Source organism: Chryseobacterium sp. WG23 (genome assembly GCF_024586575.1).
Taxonomy (GTDB): Bacteria; Bacteroidota; Bacteroidia; order Flavobacteriales; family Weeksellaceae; genus Chryseobacterium.
In genome coordinates this window covers 31,459-53,262 of sequence record NZ_JALCZE010000019.1, presented here as the reverse complement: position 1 = coordinate 53,262, position 21,804 = coordinate 31,459, and the positions used below count along the sequence as shown (strand labels likewise).

General features: G+C 36.3%; 17 protein-coding genes. 8 read left to right on the top strand and 9 right to left on the bottom strand.

Translation table 11 applies throughout. The annotated features are described in order from the left end of the window. Positions 1 to 425: 425 nt before the first annotated feature. A complete protein-coding gene (locus tag MP477_RS22485; protein ID WP_257192254.1) occupies positions 426 to 674 on the top strand; it encodes a hypothetical protein in 249 nt (82 codons plus the stop codon). 439 nt (positions 675 to 1,113) lie between these two features. After that, on the top strand, positions 1,114 to 3,981 hold the full coding sequence (locus tag MP477_RS22480) for a pitrilysin family protein (protein ID WP_257192253.1): 2,868 nt from the start codon (positions 1,114 to 1,116) through the stop codon (positions 3,979 to 3,981). A 49-nt stretch (positions 3,982 to 4,030) separates the two neighbouring features. On the opposite strand, the gene MP477_RS22475 is transcribed toward MP477_RS22480, so the two are convergent. Together MP477_RS22475 and MP477_RS22470 are read right to left on the bottom strand one after the other, a co-directional pair. Further along, positions 4,031 to 4,831, bottom strand: a complete 801-nt coding sequence (locus MP477_RS22475; RefSeq protein ID WP_257192252.1) for a hypothetical protein — start codon at positions 4,829 to 4,831, stop codon at positions 4,031 to 4,033. Positions 4,832 to 5,002: 171 nt separating this feature from the next. Then, positions 5,003 to 7,141 (bottom strand): S46 family peptidase, encoded by a 2,139-nt coding sequence (locus MP477_RS22470; protein ID WP_257192251.1) that lies wholly within the window; start codon positions 7,139 to 7,141, stop codon positions 5,003 to 5,005. Between the two features lie 454 nt (positions 7,142 to 7,595). Between MP477_RS22470 and MP477_RS22465 the strand changes: the two genes are divergently transcribed. Beyond that, on the top strand, positions 7,596 to 8,084 hold the full coding sequence (locus tag MP477_RS22465) for a copper resistance protein NlpE (RefSeq protein WP_257192250.1): 489 nt from the start codon (positions 7,596 to 7,598) through the stop codon (positions 8,082 to 8,084). Positions 8,085 to 8,114: 30 nt separating this feature from the next. Here the strand turns inward: MP477_RS22465 and MP477_RS22460 are convergent, their stop codons facing one another. Further along, positions 8,115 to 8,762, bottom strand: coding sequence for an MgtC/SapB family protein (locus tag MP477_RS22460; protein WP_230040857.1), 648 nt, complete (start codon positions 8,760 to 8,762; stop codon positions 8,115 to 8,117). Between the two features lie 146 nt (positions 8,763 to 8,908). On the opposite strand from MP477_RS22460, the gene MP477_RS22455 reads away from it, so the two are divergent. Genes MP477_RS22455 through MP477_RS22435 form a run of 5 tightly spaced genes read left to right on the top strand, consistent with a single transcriptional unit; the run spans position 8,909 to position 11,776 of the window. After that, complete coding sequence (locus tag MP477_RS22455; RefSeq protein ID WP_230040858.1) at positions 8,909 to 9,466, top strand: YdeI family protein; 558 nt, start codon at positions 8,909 to 8,911, stop codon at positions 9,464 to 9,466. A gap of 25 nt (positions 9,467 to 9,491) precedes the next feature. Beyond that, positions 9,492 to 9,890: an immunity 22 family protein gene (locus MP477_RS22450; protein ID WP_230040859.1), complete on the top strand. Its 399-nt coding sequence runs from the start codon at positions 9,492 to 9,494 to the stop codon at positions 9,888 to 9,890. A 30-nt stretch (positions 9,891 to 9,920) separates the two neighbouring features. Further along, on the top strand, positions 9,921 to 10,547 hold the full coding sequence (locus MP477_RS22445; RefSeq protein WP_257192249.1) for a hypothetical protein: 627 nt from the start codon (positions 9,921 to 9,923) through the stop codon (positions 10,545 to 10,547). A gap of 27 nt (positions 10,548 to 10,574) precedes the next feature. Next, entirely contained in the window at positions 10,575 to 11,039 is a 465-nt protein-coding gene (locus MP477_RS22440) for a hypothetical protein (RefSeq protein ID WP_257192248.1), read from the top strand. Positions 11,040 to 11,050: 11 nt separating this feature from the next. After that, positions 11,051 to 11,776 carry a hypothetical protein gene (locus MP477_RS22435; RefSeq protein WP_257192247.1) on the top strand — a complete coding sequence of 242 codons (726 nt, stop codon included), beginning with the start codon at positions 11,051 to 11,053 and terminating at the stop codon, positions 11,774 to 11,776. Between the two features lie 93 nt (positions 11,777 to 11,869). Here MP477_RS22435 and polA read toward each other — a convergent pair whose 3' ends face one another. The 6 genes from polA to MP477_RS22405 form a co-directional block, all read right to left on the bottom strand. Then, positions 11,870 to 14,704: a DNA polymerase I gene (gene polA, locus MP477_RS22430; RefSeq protein ID WP_257192246.1), complete on the bottom strand. Its 2,835-nt coding sequence runs from the start codon at positions 14,702 to 14,704 to the stop codon at positions 11,870 to 11,872. A 591-nt stretch (positions 14,705 to 15,295) separates the two neighbouring features. Continuing rightward, on the bottom strand, positions 15,296 to 15,703 hold the full coding sequence (gene tssD / locus MP477_RS22425) for a type VI secretion system tube protein TssD (RefSeq protein ID WP_257192245.1): 408 nt from the start codon (positions 15,701 to 15,703) through the stop codon (positions 15,296 to 15,298). A 502-nt stretch (positions 15,704 to 16,205) separates the two neighbouring features. Continuing rightward, positions 16,206 to 17,477 (bottom strand): PAAR-like protein, encoded by a 1,272-nt coding sequence (locus MP477_RS22420; RefSeq protein ID WP_230040865.1) that lies wholly within the window; start codon positions 17,475 to 17,477, stop codon positions 16,206 to 16,208. Beyond that, positions 17,474 to 18,454 (bottom strand): hypothetical protein, encoded by a 981-nt coding sequence (locus tag MP477_RS22415; protein ID WP_257192244.1) that lies wholly within the window; start codon positions 18,452 to 18,454, stop codon positions 17,474 to 17,476. The genes MP477_RS22420 and MP477_RS22415 overlap by 4 nt, the downstream gene beginning before the upstream one ends. Positions 18,455 to 18,479: 25 nt before the next feature. Next, positions 18,480 to 19,532 (bottom strand): LysM domain-containing protein, encoded by a 1,053-nt coding sequence (locus MP477_RS22410; protein WP_257192243.1) that lies wholly within the window; start codon positions 19,530 to 19,532, stop codon positions 18,480 to 18,482. Positions 19,533 to 19,614: 82 nt separating this feature from the next. Further along, on the bottom strand, positions 19,615 to 21,786 hold the full coding sequence (locus tag MP477_RS22405; RefSeq protein ID WP_257192242.1) for a type VI secretion system Vgr family protein: 2,172 nt from the start codon (positions 21,784 to 21,786) through the stop codon (positions 19,615 to 19,617). Positions 21,787 to 21,804 lie beyond the last annotated feature (18 nt).

The window sequence follows — 21,804 nt, the reverse complement described above, 5'->3', positions numbered from 1 at the left end:
TTCTATAACCCTTAATCTTCTATACTCCTGCGCTCCCGTATTGGGACTGCAAAGATACAAATCTTTTTTACTTCCGCAACTTTTATTTCTAAAAATTTTGAAGCCTTTTTTTAGACTTATTTTCTTTTCGAGTATACCGTTTTATGCTTATCTAAAAGCTCTTCTGCGCTTACTGAGTCTCTTTCGTTTTTCAGTGCGGCAAAGGTAAGCCAACTTACCTATACCAAACAAGTTTATGTAACACTAAATTCATATTACGTTCATTTTTTATCTTAACACGCTGGAAGGTAAGGTGAAAAGTTTTAAACAAATGTTTGAGGAGTTATGAGTTATGAGTTATGAGTTGTGAGTGATAGGTGATAGGTGATAGGTGATGGAAGTTATTCCATATATATGGTATTGTTCTTTTACTATATATTATTTATATGATCGGGTTGTCTTATCTGAAGGTCCTGGATTTGGTTTTGGCTAAAGCCAATGGATGGGGGTTGTTTTATGTGGGCGGGCTAAAGCCCATCCCTATTGAACAGGTGTTTCGGAAAGAATGGGTTTATTATTGGCGGATGGCTACTGGCGGATGGCTATTGATCATTCACTATTGGCTATTGACCATTGACCGTTCACTTACTACCTTTTTATCAGGTTTCTTTTGTAATGTATCACTCCTACCCTAGCCCCGATAGTAACGGGTACCCCGCAGCATAGCTTGGAAAATGGAGGGATACAGCGCAGGGAGCCATGGCGCGAGGAGTATGAGTGGATAGCGGGAAAAAGCTCCTCTTGAGTTCGAGAGTTCGAGAGTTTGAGAGTTCGAGAGTTGGAGGGTTGGAGAGTTGGAGGGTTGGAGAGTCTGAGAGTTGGAGAGGTTTGAGTCTGAGAATGAAAGGTGGAGGGGTTGGGAGTGAAATGAAGTTATATATATTATATAATAGTTTATTGATATATATGGTGTGTTATCCCCTGCTGTATACTTATATTGGCTATATGCTTTACTCTTATTCACTTTTTCAACGATCATAATAGATGTAATAGTCATAAAAAAGGGGAAACATTTTTTTTGATTGCTTACATTTGTAGTACATTCTGAATTTAAAGGATGAAATGAGTTTATCTATGATTGACAAGAAATATACGGAAACAGTTCATACAGATATGAACCACTACGAATATACTACAGTAACCCACGATGAAAATAAGGTAAGAGTCTACATGCTGAAGAATGGTTTAAAGGTTTTCCTTGCCCAAAATTTTGATGCACCAAGAATTCAGACTTTCATTCCGGTAAGAACGGGAAGCAATAATGATCCGGCAGACAATACGGGATTGGCCCACTACCTTGAACATATGATGTTTAAAGGTACTTCTAAGATAGGAACTCAGGACTGGGAAAAAGAAAAGAAACTTATTGATCAGATTTCAGCACTTTATGAAGCCCATAAAGCAGAGCAGGATCCTGAAAAAAAGAAGGAAATCTATAAAAAAATAGATCAGATCTCTCAGGAAGCCAGTCAATATGCTATCGCCAATGAGTATGACAAAGCTATTTCGTCTTTGGGTGCTAGCGGAACCAACGCCCATACCTGGTTTGATGAAACGGTTTATAAGAATAATATTCCCAACAACGAGCTTGAAAAATGGCTGAAAATAGAGAAGGAAAGGTTTTCTGAAATCGTATTACGCCTTTTCCATACGGAGCTGGAATCTGTATACGAAGAATTCAACAGAGCCCAGGATAATGATTCCAGACTGGTGAACTATGAACTGATGGATGCTTTGTTTCCCACCCATCCTAACGGGCAGCAAACTACCCTAGGTAAGCCGGAACATTTAAAAAACCCTTCTATGGAAGCTATTCATAAATATTTTGATGAATATTATGTTCCTAATAATTATGCAATGGTATTGGTTGGAGATTTTGATTTTGAAGAAACAATCCAATTAATTGATCAGTATTTTGGGGCTATTCCTTACAGAGAGCTTCCTGAGAAAACTCCGGTTATTGAAAAGCCCATCACTGAGGTTGTTACGAAAACGGTAAAAAGCCCCACTACTCCAAGGGTTCAGCTGGCCTGGAGAACGGATAGCTATGGTACAAGGGAAGCCATGCTTGCTGATATTGTAGCCAACATCCTTAGCAACAGAGGGGAGGCCGGTTTATTGGACCTCCATATTAATCAGACTCAAAAAATGTTGTGGGCACAGGCTTTTTCTGTAGGATTAAAACAATATGGCTATTTTTCTATTGTAGCTGTTCCCAAGGAAACACAGACGTTGGATGAAGCGAAGGAAATGGTGCTGGAAGAAATTGAACTGATCAAAAAGGGAGATTTCCCTGATTGGATGCTTCCTGCTATTATTAATGATTTCAAACTTCAAAGAATGAAGGGCCTTGAAACGGCAGAAGGCCTGGCCACGACTCTTTATGACACCTATATAAAGGGAAGAACCTGGGAACAGGAACTTAATGAAATGGATGAATATTCCAGTTTCACCAAGGAAGATGTGATACATTTTGCCCAGGCATTCTTCAAAAACAATTATGTTGTTGTTTATAAAGAAAAAGGGGTTAATGATAAATTGGTACGGGTAGAAAATCCAGGCATTACTCCTGTTAAAATCAACCGTGATGCCCAATCTGAATTTTTACAAGAGATTTTGGCTGACCAGCCTGAAGATATTAAACCTGAATTTATCGACTACCAAAAAGAAATTGCTACAGATCACGTTCGGGATAAAAAGCTAAGCTTTGTTAAAAATAAGCATAATGATATCGCCCAGGTACATTTCATTTTCCCTTTCGGAAGTGATAATGACAGAGATTTGGGAACTTCAACTCAATTTCTGCAATATGTGGGAACTCATAGGTTTTCTCCTGAAGATTTAAAGAAAGAATTCTTTAAAATAGGGGTCAGTAATGATTTTAAGACGACCAATAATCAGCTACTGGTCACGTTAAGCGGACTGGAGGAAAATATTGAAAAAGGGATCAGCCTTTTGCAGCACTGGATGTATGAAGTAAAACCGGATCAGGAGATTTATACTCAATTTGTGGATACTATCCTGGAAAACCGTGAGGCTGTAAAGAAGGATAAAAACCGAATTATGACCGCCTTAACCACCTACACCAAACTGGGTAGTACTTCCCGGTTTTTGGATATTATTTCCAAGGAGGAGCTTGAAAGCAGTAAAGCAGAAGTTTTTACTGACCGAATGAAGAATCTATTCAAATATCCATATGAAATTTTTTTCTATGGAAAAGATTTTGAAAACTTTAAAGGATATATTGGAAAGTATATAGAAGCTGAAAGTCTTCAGATTCCGGCACCGAAGCTTTATCCAGAACCCAATACAGGAGGAAACGTATTTTTCATTAATTATGACATGGTTCAGATGGAAATGAGCAAAGCAGGAAAGGGAAATCCTGTCAATCCATCCAATTTTGGGAAAGTAAATGTCTTCAATGAGTATTTTGGAAGAGGATTATCCTCCATTGTTTTCCAGGAAATCCGTGAAAGCAAGAGTCTTGCCTATTCTGCTTATGTTTCTTACAGTGCCCATTCAGAACTGAACCATCCTGATTATATTACCACTTATATTGGTACTCAGCCGGATAAACTGATGATTGCTGTAGATACGATGAATGATTTGATGAGTGAGCTTCCGGAAGTTCCCTCTCAGTTTGAAAATTCAAAGAATGCCGCTTTAAAACAAATCGCTTCAACAAGGGTTACAAGGACTAATATATTTTTCAATACATTAAGACTGAAAAAACTGAATATTACTCACGATTTCAGAAAAGACATCTATGAGCAGATTCAGGTGCTGAAGTTTGAAGACCTCAAAGAGTTTTATCAGGCAGAGATCAAACCTGTACATTTTAATACGGCTATTATCGGTAAAAAAGAAAACCTTAATATGGAAGCCGTAAGTAAAATGGGAACTTTTACAGAAGTAAGTTTACAGGATATTTTTGGACATTAATACATCTTCTATATTTAATAAAAAAGAACGGAAATATCTCCGTTCTTTTTTATTGATATTTAGCAAAAGAATCTTTCACAATTTCTTTGGCATTATTTTCTACATTTTGATAGGAATAGAAACCGTAAACTGTATCAAAGCTGAGCTCTTCAAATCGTTTTTCAATTCTTTTAATTTCATTCTGCGGGAGAGGAATTCTGTTCGGATAGCTTCTCATGGTCGCAAAATGCTTCATGGATGGGGATAAATACATCGTATCTCCAATTAAAAGCGTTCCTTTTTCACTCATCCAGGGAATTTCCAGGATCGAACTTCCATCAAAATGTCCACCTATATTATGAAGTGTTAGCTGATTCCAAAGCTTCATATGATCTCCTGTCCAGTATTCTACCAATCTTCCACCATTCACCACCCATTCTTTATCTTTTTCATGGATATAGATTTTACTGTTAAAAGTTTCTGCCCACATTTTCATAATTGAATAATAGTGAGGGTGAGAAATTGCAATCGCTTTTAATCCTCCTTTTGATTTAATAAATTCTACCACTCCTTCATCCAGTAATGGGATACAATCCCACAATATATTTCCATCTTCTGAAATCACAAAAAGAGCACGCTGACCAATAGAAAACCGAGGGTTTACCACAAACTCATACAGGTTATTATTGATTTTTTTTATTTTGACACTGTGCTCTTCTAAAAGTTTCTCGTGGCTGATCCAGGATTGCCCACTTTGGGGTACTGCCTGTCTTTCATCTTCACATATAATACAGGCATTATCCGTATAACTTTCCGGATATTGTGTACCACATTCAGCACACATTTTAAGTTTATTATCGCTCTTATTCATAAGATTTTTATTTAAAATTACATAGATATAATATATTGCAATTCACTTTATCCATAGAATTAACCTATACATAAAATCTTAAATTTCCCTTACGCATTAAAGATTACGATATCTTTATCAAATAAAAAAACCTATTTAATTTTTGATTAAATAGGTTCTTATCATTATTCTTTATTTGATTACTTTCATTTCATCAACAAGCCATTTTGAATCGGCAAATTTTTCAATGATGAACAGGATATATTTTGTATCCACCATGATGTTTCTGCTGAAACGGGGATCATAATTGATATCACTCATTGTACCCTCCCATTGCCTGTCAAAGTTAAGGCCTACTAAATTTCCGTTAGCATCCAGCGCAGGGCTTCCAGAATTTCCTCCGGTAGTATGGTTTGTTGCAGTAAATCCAACAGGAACATCTCCGGTCTTATCTTTATAGGCTCCAAAATCTTTCTTATTATAAAGATCGATCAGTTTTTTAGGAACATCAAATTCATAATCTCCCGGCACATACTTTTCTATTACTCCGGCTAAGTGAGTCTGATATCCGTAAGAAACAGCATCTCTTGGTGCAGAGCCTTTTACTTTTCCGTATGTTACACGAAGGGTAGAATTGGCATCCGGAAAGAATTTTCTGTCTTTATCTGTTTCCATTTGTTGTGCCATAAACTTCTTCTGCAAAGCATCAATCTTGGCCTGAAGTGAAGTATATTGCGGATCAGCAGTTTTCATGTAAGTTTCTCTCATAGAAACGTACAATTGATAAACAGGATCTTTCTTCAACATTTTAATCAGCTTATCCTGATTAGAGAATCCTTTTTCAATATCAGCAGTCAGGGCAGCCCCGTTTACTGCTGTTCTTCCTGTGATGATAGAGCTTTTAGACATCTCTTCCACTACAGGGATGTTTGCATTTTCGTCTTTAAATTTATTAAATCCTGCCGGCAAAAACTGGGGTGCTGTTTTATTGGCATATAAAGCCAATAATTTAGCCGTTACTTTAGAATCCAGTTCTGCACTGTAGTCTTTATAGAAAGAGGATAATTTTGTTTTTAATTTTGCAAGTTCCTTTTCATCCATTCTCCCTGCTTCTACAGCAGTTATAAAGTCATAATAGTCACCTGCAAGCTTCAATGTTTCAGCATTTTTTACAACTTCTGTATAATAAGCGTTGTTTAATGCGTAAGGAGCCTGATCATTGTAAAATTTATTCAATTGATCTAAAGTAGACTTGATCTCAGGGTTTTTAGCGACAAGAGAACCTTCATACATTACTTTCTTTTCTACTGCATTGGATTTTTTCAATCCTTCTACCTCACCGATCCATTTTTTCCAATAATTGGCTACTGATGCATATTTTGAAGCATATTTGATACGTGTTTCACTATCGACACGCATTTTTTCGTCCAATGTTTTTAAAGCCACATCACGTACAGCAATTCTTGCAGGATCAATATCCTTCATGATCTTCTCTACAGCTACTGCAGGAAGATATTCTGTAGTTTTCCCTGGGAATCCGAATACAAAAGTGAAGTCATTTTCGTTTTTGTCTTTTATAGAAACCGGTAAATAATGTTTGGGAACATAAGGAACGTTATCTTTTGAAAACTCCGCAGGCTTATTGTTTTTGTCTGCATAGATTCTGAACATTGAGAAATCTCCGGTATGTCTTGGCCAAACCCAGTTATCTGTATCGCTACCGAATTTTCCTATACTTTGTGGTGGAGCTCCTACAAGACGGATATCTTTATAGGTCTCGATGGTATAAGCGTAATACTTGTTTCCATAGTACATTGGCTTTACTAAGATCGATTGGTATGATTCAGTTTTCTGAGAGTTTTTGTAAACCTCAATATTGTTATTGATCTTTTTAGTAAGCTCAGGTTCTGTAAGGTTATCTGTACCCTCCAACACCTGGTATGTCACTTCTTTTATATCTACAATAAAGTCTACTTTTACTCCTGGATTAGGTAATTCACCAGTCATATTTTTAGCCCAGAAACCATTTGAAAGCAGGTCGTTCTGAACTGTAGAATGTGCCTGAATCTGCCCATAACCACAGTGGTGATTGGTAAGCAACAGTCCTTTAGGCGAAATAATTTCTGCGGTACATCCACCGTTAAACTGTACTACTGCATCTTTAATACTCGGCTTCTGAGGGTTGAAAATGTCTTTGGCAGAAATCTTCATTCCCAAATCCTTCATTTCCTTCTCATTCAGTTCTGTAGGAATCCACATTCCTCCATATTGTTGTGCAAATGCCATTGCAGCCGGCAAAAGAAATACGGATAAAAGTATCTTTTTTGTCATAATCATAATTTTGCCCGAATTTACGAAGAAAAATACGAACAGGCTTCATAAAACGGGTGTAAAGTTGGAATGGATATTTTTAGAGAATGGAGATAGTAAATTTCAGATGACAGACTTTTGAAATTGAGATAGAACTGAGGTATTGAATATGACCATATCAATAGTGAATTTTTTGCTCCGCAAAGTAAATAGTGAATGTAGTATCCGTAAAAATTCACAAGCGAAGCAAATTGACCATTGACCATTACCCATTCACACTGTAATTTTATCAATAGCGAATTTTTTGCTCCGCAAAGTAAATAGTGAATGTAGTTTCCGTAAAAATTCACAGGCGAAGCAAATTGACCATTCATCTACTCTCCCACTCTCAAACCCTCAAACTCTCCCACCTGATATGGCTTGGTTTTTGTTCGATGCCAGTCAGTTTAAAATTAACAATATTTAAATAATTATTATGATGAAAAACAAAATGTTTATCCTGGGAATCGGGGCTGCTTTATTTCTTGCTTCTTGTTCTAAAAAAGATACAACAACTGAAACAATAGGTTCTACAACAGATTCTACCAGTGTGCAACCTACTCCTACAGACAGTATTTCAAAGGCCACTCCTACTGCTGCGGGTGACACTTCTGAAAATGCATTGGATTGGAATGGTACTTATGAGGCTGTTGTTCCGTGTGCTGACTGCCCTGGTATCAAGACTTCTTTAACATTGAATAACGACAAAACATTTATTATCAATGAGGAGTATCTTGAAAGAAATTCAAAGAGTCAGGATAAAGGATCTTTTGAATGGGATACCACAGGAAGCATCATTACACTGAAAGGTAAAACAGCCAACTATAAATATAAGGTTGGAGAAAACATACTTATCCAGCTGGATATGGACGGAAAAGAAATTGACGGTCCCAATAAAGATCTATATGTCTTCAAGAAAAAATAAAGGCTCAGGCCTTTATTTTTTTGCTTTATATTAAAACTGATAGGCTATGATTTTCTCATCATCCATCAGGCAACTGATGACTTCTTCATGATGGTTATTTTTTCCTGTAAGTCTCCAGGTAACGGATAAATTCCCTTGTGTATACTGCTGTTTGATCATCATATATTGCAGGTGATGTTCTTTAAAAATAGCCTCACAATGTTTCACATCTTCCGAACCTGCTACTGATATTTTATACTCCCTGATCTTATGATAATTGTCTATAAAGGTCTGAAGATAGGTAAGAGAACTCAAAATCAAGAGAACAAGCACTGTTCCTAACAGGGAAAAATAAACATATCCTGATCCTACCGCCATTCCTATTGAGGCTGTAGCCCAAATTGTGGTGGCAGTGGTGATCCCATCGATCTTGTTATCGCCTTTAAAAATAACCCCGGCTCCCAGAAACCCAATTCCTGTAATAATATTGGCTGCAAGGCGGTCCGGATTGGCAACTCCTATTTTAATAGAAAGAATGGTGAATAGACAGGAACCAAAACAGACTAAAATAAATGTACGAAGGCCAGCCGACTTATTACGGTATTCACGTTCAGCACCAATCAGCAATCCAAGGATAACTGAAATAAAAATCAGTATAAGTTCGTTTTTAACGGTATAATGGTCCTGAAGAAATTCCATTTAAAAAAAATTAAGTGTAGAATAAAATTACGACAAAAAAATTTACGGAACTATTTTTGAATTCAGACTTTATCCGGATATTAAAAATTCCTTTTTAACGGAAAACTTTTGTAATATTACAGTCTCAATAGGAAGCCAATTATAGTATGGAAGCTACTTTTTTTGCTACAAAAGAAGAATTCAGAGAATGGTTGGAAAAACACCATACAGAAGAAAAAGAGCTGTTAGCAGGATTCTATAAAACCGGAAGTGGGAAACCTTCTATGAGCTGGTCTGAATCTGTAGATCAGGCTTTGTGTTTTGGCTGGATAGATGGTGTAAGAAAATCCATAGACCACGAAAGGTATTCTATACGGTTTACCCCAAGAAAATCCGGGAGTATCTGGAGTCTTATTAATATCAAAAAGGTAGAAGAGCTTTCAAAGGCAGGCCTTATGACCCCTTCAGGTCAACAGGCATTTGCACTTAGAAAAGAAGAAAAATCCGGTATTTATTCTCATGAAAAGGAGAATATACTGCTGGCTCCAGTTTATAAAGACCAGTTTATGGCTCATACAACTGCCTGGAATTTTTTTGAAGCCCAGCCTCCTTCTTATAAAAGGGTAATCATCCATTGGATTATGAGTGCAAAACAGGAAAAGACAAGGCTTTCAAGATTGGAAAAAGCAATTGACAAAAGTGGACAATTAAAAAGATTAGAATAAATTTACAATACAAAAAAAATAATTTATGGATAAGGAAACTTCTCACTTCTGGCTGGGATATTTTAAAAATGAGGAAGACTTTTATGACTTTGTAGAAGAGGATGAAAATTTTTATATAGAAGAAGAAACTGATGACCAATATGTTTCAAAATTTGCAGAATCACAGAATATAAAATGGTTTGATGACGATTTTATAGAGTATGGTTTTGAGAATGAAAATCTGGGAATTTATGAAAAGTTTTCAGAGTATTCGTATGCAGACCAATGGCTTCCTGTACTGGAAAGCAAACTCAATGAGCTTAGCCTCGATACTCCGGTCAACGCCATTATCTTTGCCAGCAGATTTGTGATTCCTAACCCTGTTTCTGTAGAGCAGGATGACAACAAGCTGTATTATATTGGTGAGATTGAGTTTGACGTTTAAATTACAACATAGGTTTTCACATCATTTCTTATGAACAGGAAATTCATACTTATTAATATCATCTTGATTCTGCTCATTATAGCGGTGTATATTTTTGAATATTATGTAGAGAATTATCCGATGGTGTTTAACCTCATCTATAGTAGTAAAGAATGCAGATTAGAATACCTGGCTGTAATACTAAGTGTTACAGCTTTGGTTTCTTATCTGATAAGCAGCTTGGATATTAAAGGTTTAAGTTTCAAAACTAAATTTTTAAGGATCTTTCCGATGGTCAATTTTCCGGTTCTGGCATTTTTTATTTATTTATCAATCAACGGATGGGTAGAAAAACAAAGAAAAGTCTCAGCAATAGAAAATAGGTATTCCCAACAGGCTGCCCAGGATATTAAAAATGATCAGGTTACTATACAATTTGGCGGAGGGTTTCCATTATTATTACATGACCCTGCAACGCTCAATAAAATTGACAGTATTCGGAAAAGGTATGGAGTAAGATATATCAATACCGGTTGTGTGATTGACGGCTTTGAAACCACAGGCCAGGAAAAATATTCAGAAATAGTATATCCCTATCTTGACCGGAGAAACGGCAAAGGGTGGGAAGACAGAATGCAGAAAGAGATTAACACTGTGAAGAAAAATTCTCATCCTTAAAGCCATCCGACTCATAAACATCTTATTTTGAAAAGTACAGCTTCTTCTAAAGCCCCAAGATTATTTCCTTTTTTACAGAGACTTTCTATTTCTATAGCTCTTATTTTCGCAATAACCAGTCTGCAGATTTACTGGTCTGTGGGACAGTTTTCCGACCATACCTCAAGTAGTTGTCTGGAATGCAGTCTCTTTGAAGATACTATTTACATGTCTGCTGTTACGAGTGTATTCTTATCGGCTATTTTCCTTTTATTTTCCTTTGTAAAAAAGATTTTCATTAAGGTAGCTATTGAGTTTCTATTATTAATAAGTCTGTGGATATTCTGGAACTACAGCATTTTTGTGGACAGAGAGTCTTCGTGGAGTACCTATGACTTTAGCTCGGAATTTTATTATACAATAGATCTTTCGGTTTTACCCGTTCTCAGCCTTGGATGTTTATGCATTTTATTGCTGCATTATAAAGAAATAAAAGTTAGATTTAGTTTATAAAAAATGATACCTTGAAAAACCTTATTCCTATTCTTACCTTGTTTTTTTTCATTCTTCTTTCTTGTGATAAAAATAAGGAAGCGGTGGATAACAAAAAGAATTCTGCCTCTCCTACAGTTAAAACCGATTCAGTACAATCTCATACATTGGCTCACCAGAAATTTTCAACAACAGGAAAACAGCCCTCGGATTTTGTTTCCAATACATATGAAGTTCAATATGAAACTGAAGGTGACCTCAACCTGGACGGCCTTACAGATATCGCTTTGGTTCTGAGAAAGAAAACGGATACCCTGGACCGCAGAAAGATGCTGATCCTTTTAAAAAATCCCGATAAAACCTATCGACTGGATAAAGCCTCTGATACTGTTTTTCCTGAAGAGTATAATGAAGCCGGTTATAGAATATATAACACGGAGGATATCAGTATCGATAAAGGAATATTAAATATCAATCTATATGATATAGGTCCCAATGGAAACCTCTTCAGTCAATTCAAATATTTTAATGGAGATCTTGTTCTCACTTCTATTGAAACCTATAATATGGGTGCAGGTTCTCATTCCGGGTTATATTATGAGCCTATGAAGGGTAAAGTAATAGAAGAAACAGTAAATACGATGGAGGAAAACATGCCCTCGGCATCTAAAAATTTTCAGGTAGCTAAAGAAAGGTTTTTATTTGAGGATGCATCGCCAAAGGATATTATTGTAAAAACCTATAATTCTATGAAATAAACAGACTCAGAAGATATCTGAAACAAAAACTCCCGCTTTTATAGGCGGAAGTTTATATGATGTAGCTGATTTTAAAAGTATACTGTCCTTCTTTTAATGCGCTTCCAGCCAGTTGTCTCCTACTCCAATTTCTACCAGTAAAGGAACCTGTGTTTTTAAGGCATTCTCCATTTCTTTTTTTATCAATTTTGAAGCCGCTTCTACTTCATCTGCAGGGGTTTCAAATACCAATTCGTCATGTACCTGAAGGAGCATCTTTGTTTTTAACTGCTGTTCTTCAAGTTCTCTGTCTATTTTGATCATCGCAATTTTTACAATGTCTGCTGCGCTTCCCTGAACCGGAGCATTAACGGCATTTCTTTCTGCATGTCCTCTTACAACAAAATTGTTGGAATTGATATCTTTTAAATGGCGTTTTCGCCCCAGAATAGTTTCTACATATCCCATTTCACGTGCTTTATTCACCTGTTCTGCCATATACTTCTTCAGTTTTGGATAGGTCTCAAAATAGGCTTCTATCATCTGCTTAGCTTCCGTACGGGACAATCCGGTCTGTTCTGCCAAAGCAAAAGCTCCCTGTCCGTAAATGATTCCAAAGTTTACCGTTTTTGCCTGGCTTCTCTGTACTTTAGACACTTCCTCCAATGGAATTTTAAATAGCTTAGCTGCTGTAGAAGCGTGAATATCTTCTCCGTCCTGGAAAGCTTTGATCATATTATCTTCTCCGGAAATCTCGGCAATAAGACGAAGTTCAATCTGTGAATAATCGGCAGAGATGATTTTCTTCCCTTCTCCGGAAACAAAAGCTCCACGAATCTGCTGGCCTCTTAATGTTCGGATCGGAATATTCTGAAGGTTAGGATTCACACTTGCCAGACGGCCTGTAGCGGCTGTAGTCTGTGAAAAATTGGTATGTACCCTGTTATCTTCTTTCTCAATCTGTGAAGGAAGAGCGTCTACATAAGTGGATTTTAATTTCTGATAGGTTCTGTATTCCAGGATATGCTTGATGATTTCATGTTTTGAAACCAGCTTTTGAAGTACATCTTCTGAGGTAGCATACTGTCCTGTTTTTGTTTTTTTAGCTTTAGGGTCAAGCTGCATTTTCTCAAAAAGAATTTCCCCGAGCTGTTTAGGTGAATTCATATTGAATTCTTCTCCTGAAAGTTTAAAGATGGCGCTTTCCAGCTGCTTCAGGTCATTTTCAAGATCAATACTTTCCTGTGCCAGCCACTTTTCATCCAAAGAAATTCCGGAAAGTTCCATTTTCGCGAGAACTTCCATCAGAGGCATTTCAATCGTATAGAAAAGCTCTTCTAAATTTTCTTTTTTCAGCTGTGGAGCAAACAGCTCATACAGCTGGAAGGTAACATCTGCATCTTCTGCAGCGTAATCTGTTTGTGTCCTAAGATCAGCATCTCTGAAAGTTCCCTGATTTTTACCTTTTTTTCCGATAATGGTTTCAATAGAAACTGGTTTATAGTTCAGATACACTTCTGAAAGATAATCCATACCATGCCTTCCATCCGGATTCAGCAGGTAATGGGCAATCATGGTATCGAACATAGCCCCTTTAACGGTGATGTCGTATTGTTTTAATATTTTATAATCAAACTTTAAGTTGTGAGCAATTTTCAGCAGATCTTCTTTTTCAAAAAACGGTCTGAAAATCTCCAGTGTTTGCAAGACTTCTCCTTTATCTTCAGACAAAGGAATATAATAAGCCAGACCTTTTTTATAAGAGAAACTCATTCCTACCAGTTCTGCTTCCAGTTCATTTAATGACGTGGTCTCTGTATCAAAGCAAACGGCCTGTTGTTTCAATAAATTATTAACCAGTGCCTTTTGGGCTTTTGGATTATCTACAAACTGATAAAGGTGGTCATTCTGCTCAATGGTGGATTTCGTGGAGGTTGCCTGATCCAGTTCTTCGAAATTAGCAAAAAGGTCAAGCTGCATGACCTGTCCTTTTACTTCAGTACCTGCCGGAGTTTGTTTTACTTCAATTTCGCTTACCACTACTGTTTCTGTTGCTGCAGGCGCAAAAGCTCTGTACAGGTTTTCATAGAGTCTTCGGAACTCAATTTCTTCAAAAACCTCCTTTACTTTTTCAAAATCCGGAGTCTCCAGGTCATATTGTTCCTGATGGAATTCTACAGGAGCATTACAAATAATAGTAGCCAGCTTTTTAGACAAAATTCCCCGCTCTGCAGAAGCTTCTACCTTTTCTTTTAATTTTCCCTTCAGTTTATCAGTGTTTGCCAATAAAGTTTCGATATTTCCGAATTCTTTCAGGAACTTCATTGCTGTTTTTTCTCCAACACCTTCCAGTCCCGGGATATTATCTACAGCATCTCCCATCATAGCAAGGAAATCGATAACCTGCTTGGGATCTTCAATTTCATATTTTGCCTTTACTTCTTCTACTCCCAGAATTTCTATATCTCCCCCTTTTAAACCCGGCTTATAAATTTTAATATGATCAGTAACCAGCTGTGCAAAATCTTTATCCGGTGTTACCATAAAGGTGGTATAGCCTTCTTTTTCTGCTTTGCAGGCAATAGTTCCTATCACGTCATCCGCTTCATAGCCTTCTACTCCCAAAATAGGAATATGCATCGCCTCCAAAATCCTGTGAATGTATGGAACAGCAATTTTGATTGCTTCAGGAGTTTCACTTCTGTTAGCTTTATAATCTGCAAAATCATCAGTTCTTACACTTGCTCTTCCTACATCAAAAACTACGGCCAGATGGCTTGGTTTTTCTCTTCTGATCAATTCAATCAAAGAATTTGTAAAACCGAAGATGGCAGAAGTATCCAAACCTTTGCTCGTGAGTCTCGGATTTCTGATCAGTGCGTAATATCCTCTGAAAATCATCGCATAAGCATCGATGAGAAATAGCCTTTTATCTTGTGTTGCGTCCATATTGTCTATAATGAACAAATATATGAAAATAGGAGCAAAATTCGAGATATGAGTTGTGAGGTTCGGGATGCGGGATGTGAGTTTTTGGTCTCCGTTTTTAAAATTTACAATAAAAGCTGTTGGTATTGGCTTCTATCTCTTATCTCGCACAGAAATCATAAAGTCACATAAGATTTACAACACTTTAGTTATCTGAGGTATCAGCTTTATGCATTAATAAAGTTGTGAAAATAATCTCACGTAATTTTAAAGAAAATCAAAGATTTTTTGCTTAAGTGTACTTTTTATTTTCAATCAGTTTAAACTTAAAATAAACTAAAGTGTTTATAGCATTTCACTCAGTTTTTGTGACTCAATTTTTAATTAGTTTAAACAGGTTGAGTATTATTACACTAATTAAAATGAAATAATGTTTTAGAATAAAGCTTTATGCTAAAAAACAGATGATCTGCAAGGTTCATTTTTTTACTTGGAAAAATTGTGACAGGTCTAAGCTATCCCCAGTTTAAAAAAAACCGTATACTGTTATAAAAAGCAAAACAGCATACTCAAGAGTACACTGTTCTGTATTATTTTTGTTTGGTTTATGGCTTATTTACCTGGCCATAATCCTGCATACTGAGAAGTACCGTAGTCGATTATTTCAGCACTTACTACGAAACTGATCAACATACTGTTGCTGTCTACTGCATCGAAGTCTACTTCGTGTTGAATTACATATCCGTTTTCCCAGTTCAAAGTAATTAATGTTCCTTCTTCGTGAGATTTGTTGAATGTAATTTCTCCTTTAGTAGGCTTATACTTTCCGTTCAATAAACTTTCAAGGATATCAGACTTTTCAGTTGCTTCTACTGTTACTTTAATTAATGCGTTAGAAGGATCTGATGCTACACGTCCGGATACATCAGTAGCTCTGGATACACTGTAGTTCATTTTTAATAATTTTTGTCCTTCGCCACCGTTGAATTTTAAAATTCCTCTTGAATTTCTTTCTGCCATGATTTGTAAATTTTAATCGTTAGTAATAAATTGTTATTCAATAATTATATAGCAAAGATAAAGACCCTGGTATGGAAAAAAAAGCTTTTGATAAGAAATCTGAAATTTTGTAGTAGTTCTACGATTTTATGTCGTAATTCTACGACAATAGAGTTAAATGGCTCCCCAATCGCTTATTAATAAATATTTTATCCATAATTCAAAAACAGCAATAACATATACATTAATACATTTTTATGGGAAATATTTTAATATAAAGACTCTATTATTTTGATTTTTAAAATTATTCTGGCGGGTACTTTTTGTACAGGTTTGGATAAAAGACAATATTTAAAATTGAATGTTTGAATACCCAATTATCTATTTAATAATTCTTATTCTTAAATATAAGGACCCCATCCAACTAAAAATATCTACCTTTTAATCTTGTCTATATGATTAAATTGAAGATTGCAAAAAAAATATTCTGATGCTTTATCTAAAATACAAAATATATTTATTGTTAATTTTGTTCGGCTTTGATTGTTACCCCACCTCCTGATTGGTTTTCAAATGAATCCGCTAATACATTAAAAGTCCATTCATTAAGAGGAGATACCAGTAAGGGAAGTATAAGCCCTACCCCATTTATTCCTCCAAAGCCTTTAGCGGTCTCAGCTTTCATGCCTTTGTTGGTTTCTGCCTTATGTTCATTAATTACTCTATTACCTTTATTGCTTGTTTTTATTCTTGGAAGAATTTTCCCGCTGTTTTTTCTCTTCATTGCTTCTACAGCCTGAGCTCCCGATCTGGTTTTCTTCATTTCAGCTACTATTTCCGCAATTCTCGCCTCACGTTGTGCACGGGTACCTTTCAGTTCCATGATTTCTTTGATATACTTTTCGTTCTGTTTTTGTCTGTACTTGTCATAAGAATGATAAAGAAGGTTTTCGGCTGCACTTGTTTGTGATGTCCCTATATATGGATCATCAGGTGTATCCACAGTAAAGGGTCCTTCTAATTCTTTACGGGAAGCCAGCATCTGATCGTAAGCAGTACTTTTGTCATCGCTACTGAACATTCCCTGCATTCCCTGTGCTTCCAAATAGGAAATGGGCTGAAATATAAGATATGCACCTACTATTCCTACTGCAGCTTCTTTTCCTCCTGCAAAAAGGCCTGCCCCTAATCCGCCACCGGTAGCAGTGAAGGCTGTTCCACCAGAAAATCCTATAGCGTAACCGAAAAGTCCACTGATTACAGCTGTTAAACTTACTTCGCCCCAATTTCTGAAAGCCACATTTTTCGCAGCAGCGTTCGCTTCTCCTTCATCTAAAAATGGTGTAAGAATTCCCGGGCCAGCAGAACAGGTAAGAAATGATTTTTGTGTAAGCGCTTTATGTCCTTCGAATTTAACACTTGCGTGAGGATTAACCCATTCTACAAGATTAGGATTACATTTTGTACTATTTGATGCTATAATCACTGTTGCCGCAACAGCCAGTGCTCCCAGAACGACAGCTCCCACTCCCAAAGTACAAACTGAAAACGCTACAGCAAGTCCAAGGGCTAAACCAGCCACTAAAAATGACCATGCAGCAGCTTTTCCCCAATTGCTTTTACACTCGAAATCATCCTTTAGTACCATATCTACTTCTGTAAGCAATGGTTGTTTTTCCGATTTATAGACAACAGAAAGATTCCACATTTTAGGATCTACAAGCAAAACTCCCGGGGAGGGATCCATCTGATAGCTACAGACTACATGTGTTTCCTGAGGAAGATACCTACTCATAATTTATAAATTTTCTTTATTTGGTTTTTATTTGTACCTACAGCAATTTCAGGGGAAAACACATTGAATTCCCAATAATCACTAATAGAATTTACAATCTTTGGAGTCACAAAATTCAATGAATATGTATTTTTATCTTTTGTATAAAACAATATCCGCAAAACTTTATGATCACCCGCATTCTCTACAATATGTACTTCATTTACCTTTTTTTTCGGTAAAATAATTTGCCCGGAACCTTTAAAAATCAATGTATCTGCTGACAGTTCAATAGTTTTAACTCCAGAAGTAAAATAAAAGTACAGATATACCAGAAAACAATATAAGAATAGGAAAGGAAGTGTTACCAAAATCTCTAAAAACACATTCCCAGTCCTTGTAATTACGCCAATATCATTTTTGAAAGGTTCCATTATATTCCTAAAAAGCAGCATAAATGCAAAGCCTGATACACAGAAAATAATGAACTTCATTTTTGGGTTTTTAATCAAAAAAGAACTCACCGGAATCTGCTCAGCACTGGTTATTGTCTTACTCGTTTTACCTCTCTGTAAATCCATTAAAAAGTCATTATATTCTTCTGCACTGCTTTGAAAAGGATGTTTTGAGACTGTAATTTTTTCGGCCTTCAATGGGAGAAGAATTTTATTATTCTCTATTTTTATTTCATTTTTGGATATTGTATAATTATTCTTTTTGTACTCAATACTGACTGATTGATCATCAACTTCCCTGATACTGCCGATTGGTGAAAAACTATAATCCAGAATTTTATAGAGAACAATACAGTGAAACAAATAAAACACAAAGAGTACAAAATACAGAAAAGTTCTATCTATTTTAAGACTTGGAGTATGAAGTACAAAATCAAGATATTCCCATCCCGGTACAAAATAAGAATATATAAGAACAATAAATAGTGCTGCAAGCACAACACCTATTTTTTTGCCATTGTTTAAAGTCTTTATAAAAATCATTTTTTTCTAGAATTATTAATGTTCCTTATATCTTTCTCAGATTAAATATGCATTCGGATTTTATATTATTCTCTATATTTTCAATAATTGACAATTCTGCTTTTTCCAGAGTTTTTGTCTTCAGATTATAAGTGAATAGATTTCTTAAATCCAGCTTATATTCAGAAAACTTATATTTTATAAGAGGCTGATGATACTTTTCATATCCTTTGGTTACTTTTTCCAAGAGTTCCTCAGATTCCACTGTTTCCCAAACTTTTCTAATAGTAATGAGGTCTTCTTCTTTTTTAATAATATCATATCTCACAGTCATAGGTACAAGTACATCAGGAAAAAGCTGAGATTGATAAGTGTATTCTTCTCTTTCCATATTTTCTTCGCTGCAATAAAGATATTTGTCCAATAATGTAAGGTAAAAAAGATCTCTGTTATAGTCCTTTTCATCATTATATTTATCAGAAAACTGAAAATCTCCTTCTTGCAGAAGCTTTACATATTCCTGCGGCTTGGTCTGTTTTATAACTTTTACAAATTCAATTTCATTGAGTCTTTCATTTTTAAATTTGTCCCAATTTACTTTTAATTTATCTTTATCAACAAGTCTGGAAAACCTCCCCAGCTTATCGATTTCTACCAAACAGTTATTTCTGATATAATCAACTTCAGACACGAAATCAAAAACACGTGACAATGCCGGTGGATTAAACTCATAAAAGAAGTCGCAAAGCTTAACCTGTACCAAGTGATGTGGCAGATTAAATTTCACATCATATTCTTTTTTAAGCTGGGAATAACTTTTTACCTCATCCTCAATTCTGGTTATATTCAGTTGTTCAGTTCTGTATCTGCTTTCTTGTTCAAATACGGTATAATCAATATTTTTTTTCTCCTCTTTATTCTTTTGATAAGGGATGATAACAGTCTTAATATGAATAGGCAGGTAATCCCCAAAAAATTGCTGGGTAAGGGGCGAATATAAATTATGAAAGGCTAGCAGCTCTTTGCCCGTCATCTGATATTTTTCTGCTATTGATTCTAATGTATCTCCTTTTTTTATCTGATGCGTACTGTATTCCATACAATGGATTTCTGGTTATTTTATAGTTAAAAATATGTATAAGATCAACGATATGTTTATCTGAAGATCTTATTTATATGCGTTAATTTATATCTACCTGGGTACCTTTGATTGTAACATTGTTATCTACAACCATTCCTGGACTTCCTTTTGCTTTTCCAACGTTGGTAATACTGACCCCCTCTATGTTCACTGTATCAGCTTTCACCGTTATCTGATCTTTTGTAATCTCAATGCTGCTACTTCCAACTTTTAAAGTAACTTTTTCTGCTCCTTTAAGATCAATTACACCATCATTTCCCATTGTCAGTATGCTTTGACCTTCTCCTACGTTTGTTGTATGTTTACAGCCTACATTGGTAGTATTTTTATTCTTAACTGTTTTTGTATTATCATTTCCTACGGTTACCGTTTTATTGTTATTTGTATTGGTTTCCGCATTTCCCGCTCCGTCAAAAAACATATTGGCTCCGCCCTGGTCTTTAAGATTCATTGATCCTGCTCCATTATCATATTTCAGTTCGGCTCCGCTTCTTCCGCTAAAGCTCATCACATTGTTTCCAGCTCCACCTCCTGCGCCGATGCCGCCATGAAACATTCCTCCCATCACGAATGGACGGTCAGGATGCTGATGTACAAAATTGATGATCACCTGGTCTCCCACTTCAGGAATTGACATAAAGCCCCGGTTTTTATTCACCTTATCACTGCTTCCGGCATCCGGAGACATTACGCGGATGAATTCTGTAGTATCAGGACCATTCTGCCAGTCAAACTGTACCTTAACCCGTCCCTGGTCTTGGGGATCTGTATTGGAAATTACTTTTGCAAACTGAGCTTCAGCTCTTGGAGTTTCAAATTCCGGGCGGGGGATAAATCCTGTATCTGCAGCAATGGCCTCAAATTTACCGTCATAATATCCTCTGGCATCTACTTCATGAGTGACTTCAAGAATCATCAGCTTGGTAAAATAGGACGTTTCATTGCTTCCGGATTTACGCATTTCAATATCAGCGGGGCATCCCGGATATAAGAACGGAACTGTGGTAGTTCCTGAAGTAATAAAAACTTCAGAAGCTTTACTTCCTGCCGTTCCTTTCTGAGAAGCATCGATATCCATAAAGGATGTAGCTTTTATAGGTGCTACTCTCAAAGAGGGTGTTGTAAATGTTTTTTCTGATATTTCGTAAGCACGCCGTGCAATATCTGAAGTATGGCTTATTTTTGAATTTCCGGTAATCAATTTTTCATTTTTGCTGCTGTTGTACCCATAAAATGTTGGGTTGACATGCTGTGCTCTCATTTTGACAGCAATATCACTCACACTGCTGCCATAGGTAAGTTTCACAGGTTTCTCCTGTGGTGGAAGCTTTCCAAAATGCAGTACTTCACCATCATAATAAAACTGTTCGCCATAGGCTTCAGCTATTCTGGCAAGATAGTTATAATGAGTCTCTTCATATTGAGAGCTGTAGGAAACGTTTCCATGCTGGGCATCTACCCGGAAATCAAATTTGTTCTGACCCAGTCCTTCTCTGATTACCTGATCTGCAATACTGTTCAGGCTGACAGGCTGACTTCCCCCAAAACTCTGGATATGGGGTGCAGCATCTAAAAGTACCGTAGGACTGTATCCTTTAAGGACAATATTTCCCAGGCTTCCTTTTTCCTGGCTGAAGCCTACTTCTGTAATGACTCCTACAAAGTTACGTTCAGCTCCTTTTTCAATATCTTTATATTTAAAGACTACTGTAATTCTTTTTCCCAGAAAATTCTGGGCTTCTTCTAAATTGTGGTTTTCCGCATTTCCTAAGGTATCATGAGCCAGTGTTAAGCTGAATTCATGATGTTTAGCAGCGCTCTGAACCAGCTTAAAATGTTTGAAATGCTTAATCATCCTCCCTTCAACAATAACATCCAGCTTTACCACACGGTTGATACCGGCAATAAAGCTTTCAGCAATGGCTGGAGCATTATGTATTTTTGAAGTGGGCTGTTTTGCCCATACTTTATTTTCAATGATTGAAGGTTTATTAGAAACCAGGGTCTGATTCATAAACATATCTGCACCCTGTGCAGCGCTTAAGCTTTGTTGTCCTGCTTTTGCTGCCTTCTTTACTTCTTCACCCGCTTTATTTAATTTTCCTTCTGCCTTTTGGATAGTTTTTTCCTTTACTGTGTTTTTCAACTTGCCGGCATCTGCCTTTGTTGTATGTTGGCCCTCTACTTTAATTGATTTATCATCCTGAAACATAGCGTCTTTGTTTGAATT

Excerpts from the sequence above, each read along its gene's own strand:
- MP477_RS22485 (WP_257192254.1), top strand. The coding sequence starts at position 426 with ATGATCGGGTTGTCTTATCTGAAGGTCCTGGATTTGGTTTTGGCTAAA.
- MP477_RS22480 (WP_257192253.1), top strand. The coding sequence starts at position 1,114 with ATGATTGACAAGAAATATACGGAAACAGTTCATACAGATATGAACCAC.
- MP477_RS22475 (WP_257192252.1), bottom strand. The coding sequence starts at position 4,831 with ATGAATAAGAGCGATAATAAACTTAAAATGTGTGCTGAATGTGGTACA.
- MP477_RS22470 (WP_257192251.1), bottom strand. The coding sequence starts at position 7,141 with ATGACAAAAAAGATACTTTTATCCGTATTTCTTTTGCCGGCTGCAATG.
- MP477_RS22465 (WP_257192250.1), top strand. The coding sequence starts at position 7,596 with ATGATGAAAAACAAAATGTTTATCCTGGGAATCGGGGCTGCTTTATTT.
- MP477_RS22460 (WP_230040857.1), bottom strand. The coding sequence starts at position 8,762 with ATGGAATTTCTTCAGGACCATTATACCGTTAAAAACGAACTTATACTG.
- MP477_RS22455 (WP_230040858.1), top strand. The coding sequence starts at position 8,909 with ATGGAAGCTACTTTTTTTGCTACAAAAGAAGAATTCAGAGAATGGTTG.
- MP477_RS22450 (WP_230040859.1), top strand. The coding sequence starts at position 9,492 with ATGGATAAGGAAACTTCTCACTTCTGGCTGGGATATTTTAAAAATGAG.
- MP477_RS22445 (WP_257192249.1), top strand. The coding sequence starts at position 9,921 with ATGAACAGGAAATTCATACTTATTAATATCATCTTGATTCTGCTCATT.
- polA (WP_257192246.1), bottom strand. The coding sequence starts at position 14,704 with ATGGACGCAACACAAGATAAAAGGCTATTTCTCATCGATGCTTATGCG.
- tssD (WP_257192245.1), bottom strand. The coding sequence starts at position 15,703 with ATGGCAGAAAGAAATTCAAGAGGAATTTTAAAATTCAACGGTGGCGAA.
- MP477_RS22420 (WP_230040865.1), bottom strand. The coding sequence starts at position 17,477 with ATGAGTAGGTATCTTCCTCAGGAAACACATGTAGTCTGTAGCTATCAG.
- MP477_RS22415 (WP_257192244.1), bottom strand. The coding sequence starts at position 18,454 with ATGATTTTTATAAAGACTTTAAACAATGGCAAAAAAATAGGTGTTGTG.
- MP477_RS22410 (WP_257192243.1), bottom strand. The coding sequence starts at position 19,532 with ATGGAATACAGTACGCATCAGATAAAAAAAGGAGATACATTAGAATCA.
- MP477_RS22405 (WP_257192242.1), bottom strand. The coding sequence starts at position 21,786 with ATGTTTCAGGATGATAAATCAATTAAAGTAGAGGGCCAACATACAACA.